The sequence below is a fragment of the Acidimicrobiia bacterium genome (genome assembly GCA_029210695.1).
Classification (GTDB): Bacteria; Actinomycetota; Acidimicrobiia; order Spongiisociales; family JAHEDJ01; genus JAHEDJ01.
The window spans coordinates 61,536-73,207 of the sequence record JARGFH010000005.1 but is presented as its reverse complement, the minus strand read 5'-3'; the positions used below and the strand labels follow the sequence as shown (position 1 = coordinate 73,207).

The 11,672-nt window shown below is 62.9% G+C and carries 12 protein-coding genes; 7 read left to right on the top strand and 5 right to left on the bottom strand.

Translation table 11 applies throughout. The annotated features are described in order from the left end of the window. Positions 1 to 96: 96 nt before the first annotated feature. The 3 genes from P1T08_02785 to P1T08_02775 all read left to right on the top strand — a co-directional run bounded on the left by P1T08_02785 (position 97) and on the right by P1T08_02775 (position 3,633). Complete coding sequence (locus P1T08_02785; GenBank protein MDF1595016.1) at positions 97 to 537, top strand: septum formation family protein; 441 nt, start codon at positions 97 to 99, stop codon at positions 535 to 537. Positions 538 to 742: 205 nt separating this feature from the next. Further along, positions 743 to 2,626 carry a 2-oxoacid:acceptor oxidoreductase subunit alpha gene (locus P1T08_02780; GenBank protein MDF1595015.1) on the top strand — a complete coding sequence of 628 codons (1,884 nt, stop codon included), beginning with the start codon at positions 743 to 745 and terminating at the stop codon, positions 2,624 to 2,626. Beyond that, positions 2,623 to 3,633, top strand: coding sequence for a 2-oxoacid:ferredoxin oxidoreductase subunit beta (locus tag P1T08_02775; protein ID MDF1595014.1), 1,011 nt, complete (start codon positions 2,623 to 2,625; stop codon positions 3,631 to 3,633). Before P1T08_02780 ends, P1T08_02775 begins: the two co-directional genes overlap by 4 nt. Positions 3,634 to 3,745: 112 nt before the next feature. Here the strand turns inward: P1T08_02775 and P1T08_02770 are convergent, their stop codons facing one another. Beyond that, a complete protein-coding gene (locus P1T08_02770) occupies positions 3,746 to 4,435 on the bottom strand; it encodes a DNA alkylation repair protein (protein MDF1595013.1) in 690 nt (229 codons plus the stop codon). Between the two features lie 19 nt (positions 4,436 to 4,454). Here P1T08_02770 and P1T08_02765 point away from each other — a divergent pair, with 19 nt between their 5' ends. Next, positions 4,455 to 4,955: a DUF402 domain-containing protein gene (locus P1T08_02765; GenBank protein ID MDF1595012.1), complete on the top strand. Its 501-nt coding sequence runs from the start codon at positions 4,455 to 4,457 to the stop codon at positions 4,953 to 4,955. Positions 4,956 to 4,970: 15 nt separating this feature from the next. Here the strand turns inward: P1T08_02765 and P1T08_02760 are convergent, their stop codons facing one another. After that, on the bottom strand, positions 4,971 to 5,192 hold the full coding sequence (locus P1T08_02760) for a hypothetical protein (protein ID MDF1595011.1): 222 nt from the start codon (positions 5,190 to 5,192) through the stop codon (positions 4,971 to 4,973). 66 nt (positions 5,193 to 5,258) lie between these two features. Here P1T08_02760 and P1T08_02755 point away from each other — a divergent pair, with 66 nt between their 5' ends. After that, positions 5,259 to 5,990: a hypothetical protein gene (locus P1T08_02755; protein MDF1595010.1), complete on the top strand. Its 732-nt coding sequence runs from the start codon at positions 5,259 to 5,261 to the stop codon at positions 5,988 to 5,990. Here P1T08_02755 and P1T08_02750 read toward each other — a convergent pair. The 3 genes from P1T08_02750 to P1T08_02740 form a co-directional block, all read right to left on the bottom strand. Next, a complete protein-coding gene (locus P1T08_02750) occupies positions 5,973 to 7,571 on the bottom strand; it encodes an ABC-F family ATP-binding cassette domain-containing protein (GenBank protein ID MDF1595009.1) in 1,599 nt (532 codons plus the stop codon). The genes P1T08_02755 and P1T08_02750 overlap by 18 nt on opposite strands. 151 nt (positions 7,572 to 7,722) lie before the next feature. Continuing rightward, positions 7,723 to 8,565, bottom strand: coding sequence for a PIG-L family deacetylase (locus P1T08_02745; protein ID MDF1595008.1), 843 nt, complete (start codon positions 8,563 to 8,565; stop codon positions 7,723 to 7,725). Between the two features lie 140 nt (positions 8,566 to 8,705). Continuing rightward, positions 8,706 to 9,245 (bottom strand): DUF2087 domain-containing protein, encoded by a 540-nt coding sequence (locus tag P1T08_02740; protein ID MDF1595007.1) that lies wholly within the window; start codon positions 9,243 to 9,245, stop codon positions 8,706 to 8,708. A 56-nt stretch (positions 9,246 to 9,301) separates the two neighbouring features. On the opposite strand from P1T08_02740, the gene P1T08_02735 reads away from it, so the two are divergent. Then, positions 9,302 to 9,736, top strand: coding sequence for a hypothetical protein (locus tag P1T08_02735; GenBank protein MDF1595006.1), 435 nt, complete (start codon positions 9,302 to 9,304; stop codon positions 9,734 to 9,736). Between the two features lie 17 nt (positions 9,737 to 9,753). Then, positions 9,754 to 11,625 (top strand): glycoside hydrolase family 13 protein, encoded by a 1,872-nt coding sequence (locus tag P1T08_02730; protein MDF1595005.1) that lies wholly within the window; start codon positions 9,754 to 9,756, stop codon positions 11,623 to 11,625. Positions 11,626 to 11,672 lie beyond the last annotated feature (47 nt).

Here is an 11,672-nt window from a genome sequence, read left to right as displayed (position 1 = left end):
CACCCGGCGCCAGTAGAGGACAAGTACCCGCCCCGAACGCCAACTTACCGTTTGGTAGGTTATCAACAAGCGACGAGCGGCAACGAAGGAGCACCGATGTACCACCGCAGATTCCTGGCATTGACGGTCGCGGCCGTGGCAGTGGCCTCTGCCTGCAACTCGGTGTCCCGAAACGACGCGGGAGGCCTTTCGGAAGCGGCGGCAATTCCGGTGGCCGATTTCCAGATCGGGGATTGCTTCGACGATCCCACCGTCATCGAAGTCGAAGACGTGCCGGGGCTGCCGTGCGACGTCGCTCACGACAACGAGGTCTACGCCATCTTCGACCACGAGGAGCCAGATCAGGCGTGGCCGGGCCAGGATGCTCTCAACGAATACGCCTACCTGGCCTGCGTCGACCGCTTCGCCGCCTACGTTGGGGCGGAGTACGCCGACTCCCGGCTCGACCTCTCTTTCTTCACCCCGCTCGAAGACGGATGGAACAACGACGACCACGAAATCGTCTGCTTCGTGTTCGACCTCACTTCGCCAAGCTGACCGCATCAATGCGGAATTCCGGAGAATGACCATCGGCCCGATGGCATAGACCGATGGACCTTTGTTCACTCCCGGGGAGGGGTACACTGGCCCGCCGAGGATGGTCAACAGATCATTCGCAATTGAACGTATGAAACTGGCCGCCAGTCGAGTTCGGTGAGGGAGCGATCCTGTGCCGGCCGCCAACGGCCATGAAAAGGAAGTGATGTCGGTGTCAGAAGAAACTGCCACCCTTCCCGTCGAAGAGCACTCCTCCGACCAGGAAGAGATCGACAAAGCCATCATCCGTTTCGTCGGGGACTCCGGCGACGGCATGCAGCTGGCCGGAACCAGATTCACGGACGCCTCGGCGGCGTTCGGCAACGATCTGGCGACGTTCCCCAGCTTCCCTGCCGAGATCCGGGCCCCGGCCGGCACCCTGGCAGGTGTGTCGTCGTTCCAGGTTCAGATCGCGGACTTCGACATTCTCACGCCTGGTGATGAACCGGATGTGTTGGTGGCGATGAACCCGGCGGGCCTGAAATCGAACCTCAAGGACGTTCGTCCCAACGGCACGATCGTCGTCAATTCGGAGGCGTTCATCGAGCGCAACCTTCACCGGGCGGGGTATCAGACGAACCCCCTCGAAGACGGGACCCTCGACGGATACCGGATCATCTCCGCCCCCATGGAGACGCTCACCAAGGAGGCCGTGAAGGACAGTGGCGTCACTGGGCGTGAGGTCCTTCGCTCGAAAAACTTCTTCGCTCTCGGGCTCATGGCCTGGCTGTTCAACCGCCCACTCGAACCGACGACCGAATGGCTCGAGAAAAAGTTCTCCAAACGCCCGGAAGTGCTCAACGCCAACGTGGCAGCACTGAAGGCGGGCTGGAACTTCGGACTCACGACGGACGCGGCGCGCACGACGTACTTCGTGAAACCGGCCAAGCTCGAGTCCGGCACGTATACGAACGTGACCGGCAACACCGCCATGGCCTGGGGCATCATTGCGGCCGGCCAGGCGGCCAAGCTGCCCGTGTTCTACGGCACCTACCCGATCACGCCGGCCTCCGACATACTCCACGAGTTGTCGCGACACAAGAACTTCGGCGTGAAGACGTTCCAGGCGGAGGACGAGATCGCAGGCATCGGCGCTGCAGTTGGTGCGGCCTTTGCCGGCCACCTTGCCTTCACCGGCACGAGCGGTCCCGGCCTTGCCCTCAAGAGCGAGACCATCAGCCTGGCGCTGATGATGGAGTTGCCGTTGATCGTCATCGACGTCCAGCGCGGCGGTCCTTCGACGGGTTTGCCGACCAAGCCCGAGCAGGCCGACCTCCTGTTCGCCATCTTCGGGAGGCACGGTGAGGCTCCCATGCCGGTGCTGGCCGCCCAGTCACCGTCCGACGCCTTCGCGATCACCATCGAAGCGGTCAGAATCGCCCTCAAGTACATGACTCCGGTCATCGTGCTCTCGGACAACTCGATCGCCACCGGATCTGAACCCTGGAATCTCCCCGACGTTTCCAAGCTGCCCGACATCAGCAAGCCGCAGATCAAGGCACCGAATGCCGGAGACGAATACTTGCCCTATCTGCGGGATCCGCAAACGTTCGCCCGGAGTTGGGCGGTTCCCGGCACCCCCGGTCTCGAACACCGCATCGGCGGCCTCGAGAAACAAGAAGTCACCGGCAATGTCTCGTACGACCCGGACAACCACCAGTTGATGATCGACACCAGAGCCTGGAAGATCGCCAACATCGCCAACGACATCGATCCCATCGAGGTCGACGGCGATCCGGATGGCAAGTTGCTCGTACTCGGATGGGGGTCGACCTACGGTGTGATCAAGGGCGCCGTCCGCAGAGTCCGCAAGCGTGGCCTGGCGGTTTCGGTGGCCCACCTGCGGCATCTCAATCCGTTCCCGGCCAACCTCGGAGAGGTCGTGCACGGCTTCGACAAAGTCCTGATCCCCGAGCTGAACATGGGTCAGCTTCGCCATCTGATCAGGGCGGAATACCTCGTTCCCGCCATCGGGTTCAACAAGGTATCGGCAGAACCGTTCAAGGTCTCGGAAATCGAACGGAAGATCCTGGAGCTCATCGAATCATGACAACCCTCAACTACAAACGGGCCGATTTCCAGTCGGACCAGGAAGTCAAGTGGTGCCCGGGCTGTGGGGACTACACGATCCTCGCCTCCGTTCAGGCCTATATGGCGGAGATGGGTGTCGCCAGAGAAGACGTAGTCTTCATCTCCGGAATCGGCTGTTCGTCGCGTTTCCCGTACTACATGAACACGTACGGGATGCACTCGATTCACGGCCGGGCGCCGGCGATCGCCAGCGGGGTCGTCACCGCCAACCCGGATCTGTCGGTGTGGGTCGTCACCGGTGACGGCGACGCGCTCTCCATCGGTGGCAATCACTTGATTCACTCTTTGCGACGCAATGTGAATCTGAAGATCTTGCTGTTCAACAACCAGATCTACGGCCTGACCAAGGGCCAGTACTCGCCCACTTCCGAAGTTGGGAAGACGACCAAGTCGACCCCGCTCGGCTCGATCGACCATCCGTTCAATCCGGTCAGCCTGGCCCTCGGCGCCGATGCTTCGTTCGTGGCGAGGACGATCGATATGGACCGCAAACATACGATCGACATCTTGAAGCGGGCTCACGAACACGAGGGCACCGCCTTCATCGAGATCTACCAGAACTGCAACGTCTTCAACGACAAAGCCTTCCAGGCATTGACGGGCAAGGAAGAGCGCCTCGACAACCAGATCCGCATGGAAGACGGCGAGCCGATCACTTTCGGTCCGGATGGCGAGAAGGCGGTAGTCATCGAGAGCGGCGTGGCCAGAATCGTCGACACGGCCTCGGTCGATCCGTCGACCATCCACGTGCACGACTCACGGCAAGTGAACCCGAGCATGGCGTTTGCGCTGAGCCGTCTGTCATCACACCCGGATGGGCCGACCCCGATCGGAATCTTCCGCGACGTCGACCGCCCGGTCTACGACAAGGAAGTCACCCGCCAGATCGAGGCGGTCACCGAGAAGCGAGGCCCCGGCGACCTCCAGAAACTCATCGGCTCTCTGGGAACCTGGACGGTGGAATAGGAACCGCCTGCGGCGGTTCGCCATAGGCCATAGGCCATAGGCCATAGGCCACAGGCGATTAGTGACCTGGCCTCCGGCATCCCCGGGGGCCGGGTCGCGTCCGGCCTACCGCCTACTGCATACTGCTGAGGTCCAAATGCTTGGACGCCTCCCGGAAGCTCAGTCCGGACAACTCGTCCCGGTGTTCGAGCAGGAACGCGGTGACGGCGGTTGGATCCGTTCTGGCGTACTGGCGCAGCGCCCACCCGATCGCCTTGCGGATGAAGAACTCCTTCTCGAATGCACGCCTGGAGCAGTAGTCGAACAGCATCTCTGCATCCGTAGCGTCCTTGTGTTCGAGCTGGCTGATGATCGCAGTGCGGCGAAGCCACATGTCCTCACCGTCTATCCACTCGTCGAGGACCGGGCGGGTCACTTCCCGCTCGTTGCGTAGGACCCGGCCGACCAGCCCCGATGCGACGGTGTCGACGAAGTCCCACCATGCGCCCTCGACGATCAACCGCCGGTAGAGGCCGATCTGTTCGAACGTGACGAACCCTGGGTGTGCCCCGGCCAGCCCGATGGCAAGGTATTTCTCTTCGCGGTGAGGAAGGGCCCAGAGCGTCTCGACCATCGTGCAGTACTCGCCTGCCGAGCGCGGAACGAACCTCCGCTTCATTTCCCTGGCGATCTGGCGGCGGGCGGGCGTTTGCACGCCGTAGAACGGCATGTCGGTCTTCATGTAGGCAGCCATCTGCGCAGCCTTCGCCGCGTCGGCTCTCGAACTCAGTGCTTCCTGCGCGTACTCGACGAGAGCGTCCATCGCGACCAGGATACGCCCGATGATCACGGTTGAGTATCGCAAGCATCCCGACACCCTCCACTGGAACTACGAAGCCGAACTGCTCGGCGATGACGAGTTCGGCACCTGGCTCGGGGTCCCGACCGGGACCGAGCTGCGCAAAGGCACCGAGCCCGCCAAAGCGATGGAGGGGTTCTTCGTGCAGTGCGTCGCTCCCGGGCGCTGGTGGACGGTGGTTCGCAACACCGAGCACCGCACTTCGCACTACGTCGACATCATCACGCCGGCCGTGTGGGAGCGGACGGACTATGTGACGATGGTCGATCTCGATCTCGACGTCGTGCGCCTCACCGACGGGACCGTGATGATCGAGGATGAGGACGAGTTCCTCCTGCACCAGACGTCGCTCGCCTACCCGGATTTCTGGGTAGACAAGGCCAGGGTGACGGCCGCAGATGTGCACATCGCGCTGGAGGGCTTGCGCGAACCGTTCGGCCGGGTGGCGGATGGCTGGCTGGCGCTGATGGGCGGACGTTCGTAGCCCGTGGCCTCCGCCTCAACCCCTCCGGAAGATCTTCCGGACGCTGCTCCACCGGGCCATGATCGAACCAGGAAGCACACCACCGAGATGAAACGGCAGATAGTGCTCGACCTGCGGATCGCCTCCTGTTGCTTTGACGATCAGCCAGACCGCCCAAACTGAGACCCCGAGGAGAATCAGCCGGCGGCCGATCCAGCGGAGTCTGGAGAGTTGTTGGTCGTCGATCGTCTGGCTCACGAGGAGGCATTATGTCATCGCCTCGAGCCGACTCCCTGTCGGATGCCTCGCCGGTAGGGTGACGCCGTGAATTACCTCGTCCCGCTGCTCGCCGCGCTGGCAGCCACCGGCTTCGCCCTCGATCTAGCCCTCGACTGGCGAAGACGACCTCGCCCGCACGCCATCATGTGGGCAACGGCCATGGGGGCCTACGCCCTCGCTTCGTGGGCCCTCGTGCTTGGACTGGCCGTGGGCTGGGGTGCGCTCAACTTCAGGCTGTTCTACTGGCTCGGCGCCATCGTCAACATCCCTTTCCTCGCCGCCGGATCGGTGTTTTTGGTGCTCGGACCGATCGCCGGCCGGCGATTCGCGTACGGCGTCGGCCTGTGGTCGGCGCTGGGGTTGGCTGCCACCTGGCTGGCGCCGCTGAAGGGATCGACGGCGACCGACGGAGTCCCGGAGGGAAAGGAGCTTTTCGACTTCATCATCGAGGTCGGAGGGGTTTCCGTCCCTGGCCCACGGCTGTTCGCGGCGCTGGCCGGTGGCGTGGCCACGCTGATCATCGTTGGACTCGCCGGATTCAGCGCAGTGAAGGTCTGGAGTTCCAATCGGATGCTGGCCGTCGGCAACCTGCTGATTGTGCTGGGAACCCTCTCGCCTGCCTTTGGCGGTTCGCTGACCGCGCTCGGGGAAGCGGCCGGGTTCGCGGTGGCGCTCCTGATCGGGGCGGTGCTGCTGTGGACCGGCTACCGGGTGGCAACGGGTTCGAGGCGGCAGGGCGACGCCCCTATCGCCCAGGAGCTACGCCAGAGCCACTAGCTCCAGCAGCGACTCATCGAAGTAGAAGACCTCACCGTCCGGCATCATGATGGCCCGGTCTGGCTGCACCTCGGCGACGAACTCGGTGTCGTGACTCACGAGGATGATCGTGCCCTGATACTGATGCAACGCGCCGAGGAGAGCCTCCTTCGCTTGGGGATCGAGGTTGTTGGTCGGCTCATCCAGCAGCAAGACGTTGGGGCGAGCGAGCACGACCTGGGCGAGGGCGAGCTTGGTCTTCTCGCCACCCGAGAGCGTTCCGGCGTCCTGTTCGATCTTGTCGGCCAACAGGAAGTGACCAAGGACGGTTCGCAGCATCCGGTCGGGTTGATCTGACACCTGGCGCAGGTGATCGAGAACGGTCATTCCGTTGTGGATCTGCTCGTGCTCCTGTGCGTAGTACCCGAGCGAAGCATTGTGCCCGAGCGTGACCTCGCCGAGGTCGGGTGTCTCAACACCCGCCAGCACACGCAACAGCGTCGTCTTCCCAGCGCCGTTGAGCCCCATGATGAGCATGCATTCACCCCGGTCGATGTCGACATCAACGTCGACAAATACGAGGTTGTCACCGTAGGACTTGGCGAGGCCGCCGGCGTTCAGGGGTGTTCTTCCAGAGGGTTCCGGTTGCGGGAACCTGACCGAGACGTTCTTGCCACGTCCTCCCACCTCGATGAGGTCGCGCTTGATCCGCTCCACCCTGGTCTCCATCACTTTGGCCTTGCGCGCCATTTTCTCGGTCTTGCCTTTGAAGCGGTTGATCGTGCCCTGGAGCTGAGCGATCTTGACGTCCTGGTGGCGCCGCTCTCGCTCCTTCTGGACTCGGCGACGCTCGCGTTCGGAGACGAAATGGGAATAGTTGCCCCGATAGGCGTCGAGATCCCCGCCCTCCAATGAGAGGACGGACGTGATCGACTCGTCGAGGAGCGGCAGGTCGTGACTGACGACCAGTAGGGCGCCGCGATAGGAGGCGAGGTAACTCATGAGCCAGGTTTTTGCGTCCATGTCCAGGTGATTGGTCGGCTCATCGAGCAGCATCGTGTCGCTCTCGGCGAAGAGAATGCGAGCTAACTCGGTCCGGCGCCGTTGACCACCTGACATCGTGGCGACCGGCTGGGAGAGCTCGTCGTTGCCGATGCCGAGGGAGGCGGCGGTGCGCTTGGCCTCGGCTTCGGCGGGAAAACCGCCTTTGGCCTCGAACTCGTCCTGCAGACGCGCAAAGCGCTTGATCGCCTCGTCACGCGCCTTGCCGTCGAGACGCTCGATCTTGCGGCGGGTGTCCTCGATGCGGCGCAGCATGGCTCCGATCTCCCGGGCGGCCAGAATCCGTTCGAGGCCGGTCAGGTCGGGGCGCTCGAGGTCCGGCAGGGCCGCTTCCTGCGAAAAGTAGCCGAGGTTGCCGGACCGGATGACCGACCCGTCGGCAGGAGACTGGAATCCGACCAGAGTCCGCATGAGCGTGGTTTTTCCGGCGCCGTTGCGCCCGACCAGCCCCACCTTGTCTCCAGATTGCAGCGTAAATGAGGCCCCGTCGAGGAGTACACGGGGCCCAACCTCAATCCGGAGGTCGCGAACGATCAACATTGCTGAGCAGGGTAACGGGTCGAGGAGCCTGTTTTCTCGGCAATACTGTTAATCACCACGCGCCATTGCATTGCGGAGAATTCAGACCCAGGTTTCTGCGCAATACTGTGTATTGCCACGCGCCATTGCATTGCGGAGAAAAGTCTGGAACTCAACGGAGGCCGGCGAACAGGTCGTCCTCGGGCGTCGGTACCTCGACCCGGCTGAATACGCGGATGTAGCTCTCGCGGCCGAAGATCTCCGGTCGCAACTCTTCGGGGACCTGAAACAGCCACCAGTCGGCCGGGATCTGCGTGCGGTGCGCCCGGAGGGCATCGAATTTGCGATCCAGTTGCGACCGGATGTCGACCCACGCATGGATGTACTCATCGGCGGTTCCCCCGCGTTGCATCCGATCGCGATCGTCGGCTGAGATCAGTCCCGCCTCATGACGCGCCTCGGCGAAGGCCGCCATCCGCGACCGGGCCCAGGCCGTCCAATACAGCTTCGGTGGGGTCCACTCGATCTCACCGCCTGTGAGGGGGAACCGAGACAGGTCGGACGCTGCGTAGAACGCCGCCAGCCCGACTCTGTGAACTTGGATGTGGTCGGGGTGCCCGTATCCTCCGAACGGGTCGTAGATGACCATGACCTCCGGCTGGTATTTGCGGATGAGCCGCACGAGCCGGCCCGTCGCTTCCATGAAGTCGGCCTGCCAGAAGCAATCGGGGTGTTGGTTGTCCTCGGTTCCCATCATCCCCGAGTCCCGGTACCCCAGGAACTCGTGCTCCACACCCAGGATGGCCGCCGCCTTTGCCATCTCAACTGCGCGCATTTCGGCCAGCTGCGGCAGGAGTTCCTCGGGATCGTCGTAGTTGTGGATCTCCCCCACCGCGCCGTCGGTGGCAGTGACAACGACGACCCGCTCGCCGGCGTCGGCGTAGTGGGCCAGCGTCCCTCCGGTCGAGGTGGCCTCATCATCGGGATGGGCATGAAATGCGAGAAGTCCAGACATGGACAAGAAGGTACCAGGAACCAGAAGTCACGGGTCATGGACATCGGAGAAGAGCAACCACCGGGTGAACTCCCAAACACCGCCCTCTCACCCGGAGGCCGCAACACCATGATCGCGCAGAACCAGCAATCCTGGAAGGGTCAGCCGCCGGTACGGCCGCCGCTGCGCCAGTAGACACCGTCGGCCCTGGTCAGGAACCCGTCGTCCACGAGATACCGTCGCAGAGCCGCGAAGTCCGGGTGAAATGACTTGAGGATCAGGTTCACGTGGCGTTCGGTATAGCGCAGACCGGGTTCGAATTCCGTCGCCAGCCGGTCGAGAACCACGAGCCGTTTCGAACGGTTCGTTGGAATAGACGTGAGTTTTGAACCCGAGAAGAACCGTGACAGCACCTGGACTTCCTCAGTCGACCACGGCCCCTCAACGACGGCCGGATCGACACCGGCATCGTCCGGGAGCGCCAGTGCCAGCTCCCGCAACGCTTCCCGGTTGAGCGTGTTCTCTTCGGTCAGTAGGCCGGCTTCACGCAGCCGGGCGATGCCGGATAGAACCTGCTTGGTGTGGGTTCCCAGAACCCCGGCGAGTTCGGTTGCATCTACCGGACCCAGGGCTGCCCGGCCGAGGATGGCGAGTCGAACCGGATCGAGGGTCAGTCGTACGAAATCTGTCGGGTTGATCACCCCATCAGGCTAACCGGGAGCTTGCATCACGCTGATTCGGGTCATACGCTCCCGCCGTGTCCTCTGCCGAGTTCTCGCATACGGTGATTGCGCCGACGACCCGCCAATTCGCCTGGCAACAGCTTCAACTGCCGGAGACCTGGGAGGGCCTCGCCGGAGTCGAAGAGGTCTTCGACGTCCACCACGATCCGGATGGTTTGTTGACCGCCTATCGGTTCAGAGCTACAGCCGCCTCTCAGGTGTATGAGGGCACAGCCGTGACGGTGGAATCGACCAATCCCTCGATGATGGCCATCGAAATCGCCACCAGTGAGGTGACCGGCCGCATCACCACGAAGCTCACAGAGGCCGAAACCGGAGTCGCCGTCGACGTGCATGTGCTGCTCCGCTCGAAAGGGTTCCTGGCGACGCTGTTCTTCCCGGTGATCACGCAAGCCCTGGGTAACGGTTTACCTGGTCAGGTCGAAGGTTTCGCCGGGCGATTGTCATAGACAGAGGCCCTGAGACCGTGGAGCGCGTCTACCAGTACTACAGAAGACCTGGACATCTCTTCCCCTACGACGTCCGCTACGACCCGTCCGACGTTGCCTTCTGCGAGCGCCGAGCAGACGGAAGCATACGCTTCAGACTCATCACCGAACATGGTTTCACCGAAGCGGTGCTCGCCCGACTCGATGGGTCCGGCACGACCATGGACCGCTATGCCGAGGACCGGCGTTTCATCTACTGGGAGGCAACCGTCGACCCGGCAGGATCCACTTTCGAGTACTCGTTCGCCCTCCGGTTCGGCAGCGATCAACCCGTGTACCTGGTTCCTTCCGGCATAACGAACGCGGCCGAGCGCCTCGACTACTGGGGTCTCGATGTGGCGCAGACGCAGCACGTGGAGGTACCGCAGTGGGCACGCGGCGCAGTTATCTATCAGATATTCCCTGATCGCTTCGCCAGCGGTGACCCGACGCTGACCCCGTCCGACGCCGACCCGTGGGGCAGCCCACCGCACCCCCGCCGATTCCAGGGTGGCGACCTCCGTGGGATTGCCCAGAAGGCTGACTACCTGGCGGACCTCGGGATCGATGCCGTGTATCTCAACCCGGTATTCCGTTCACTGTCGGTGCATCGCTACGACGCCGTCGACTATTACGAGGTCGATCAACGCCTGGGCGGTAATGAAGCGTTGAGGGAAATGGTCGAGGCGCTGCACTCCCGGGACATCAAGGTGATACTGGACGCTTCCTTCAATCACTGCCATCCGCACTTCTTCGCTTTTCAGGACATGATCGCAAATGGCCCCGCTTCGGATTATTGGGATTGGTTCGACGTCCACTCATACCCGCTCACGGTGCAGATCCGGCCGCGCGTCGCGCGAGATCTCTACGGCGAGCGGGCCGAACAATTCCTGGACTACCAGGTGAACACCATCAAGGCCTCCGGATTGACCCTGATCGAATCCGATGATGACGGCCCACCGGTCGAGCCATCCTTCGCCTCTTGGTATCGAGTGCCGACCATGCCGAGATTGGTGCTCACCAATCCGGATGCCCGGCAGTACTTCCTCGAGGTGGCCACTCACTGGATTACCAACTACGACATCGACGGCTGGCGGATGGATGTGGCGCGCTACATCGACCACGATTTCTGGGTCGACTTCCGCCGGGCCGTCAAGTCGGTCGACCCGGACACGTACCTAATCGCCGAAATCATGGGGGATGCGATGCCGTGGCTCCAGGGGGATCGATTCGACGCCACCATGAACTATCAATTCCGGGAGTTGGCCGTCGATTTCTTCGCCGAACCGACGATCGACGCCGACCGTTTTGTCGAAGGCCTCACCCGGATGCATGCGAGGTATGCGCCCGAGGTCGTCCTGGCGAGCCAGAATCTGATCGGCAGCCACGACACCGAGCGATTTCTCACGATGGCCGGCGATGACGCACAGCGCCTCGCGCTGGCCGTCTTCGCCCAAATGACCGTGCCGGGTGCCCCCGGGTTGTACTACGGAGACGAGGTCGGCATGACCGGAGGATCGGACCCCGGATCCCGGGGAGCCTTCCCGTGGCACGACGAGCAATCGTGGAATCAGGATCTCCTGACCCAGACCAGGACTCTGGGCCGGCTCCGCAGAGATCACCCCGCCCTCCGGTATGGGACGTTCGAGGTCGTCTACCTCGACAGCGATGCCTTCGCCTTCACGAGAACGAACGCAGATGAGCGCCTCCTGGTCATCGTCAATCGAGCCGAGGAGGCTCTGTCTTGTTTCATCCCGGTGACGGCCGACCGGGTCGATATCCTGCACGGCACCGGCGAGGTGTCGCCCGAACCGCTCGACCTTCGCGTCGCCGCAGTCCCACCCTGGTCCGGCCTGATCGCCTCGTTCTAACTGCGTTCTGGCGCGGCGATGTCTTCCTATGGCGAGCGAATGCCGCG

What these genes read in the sequence shown, in the direction of transcription:
- P1T08_02780 (MDF1595015.1), top strand. Translation starts at nt 743, where the DNA reads ATGTCGGTGTCAGAAGAAACTGCCACCCTTCCCGTCGAAGAGCACTCC.
- P1T08_02770 (MDF1595013.1), bottom strand. Translation starts at nt 4,435, where the DNA reads ATGGACGCTCTCGTCGAGTACGCGCAGGAAGCACTGAGTTCGAGAGCC.
- P1T08_02765 (MDF1595012.1), top strand. Translation starts at nt 4,455, where the DNA reads ATGATCACGGTTGAGTATCGCAAGCATCCCGACACCCTCCACTGGAAC.
- P1T08_02785 (MDF1595016.1), top strand. Translation starts at nt 97, where the DNA reads ATGTACCACCGCAGATTCCTGGCATTGACGGTCGCGGCCGTGGCAGTG.
- P1T08_02745 (MDF1595008.1), bottom strand. Translation starts at nt 8,565, where the DNA reads ATGTCTGGACTTCTCGCATTTCATGCCCATCCCGATGATGAGGCCACC.
- P1T08_02750 (MDF1595009.1), bottom strand. Translation starts at nt 7,571, where the DNA reads ATGTTGATCGTTCGCGACCTCCGGATTGAGGTTGGGCCCCGTGTACTC.
- P1T08_02775 (MDF1595014.1), top strand. Translation starts at nt 2,623, where the DNA reads ATGACAACCCTCAACTACAAACGGGCCGATTTCCAGTCGGACCAGGAA.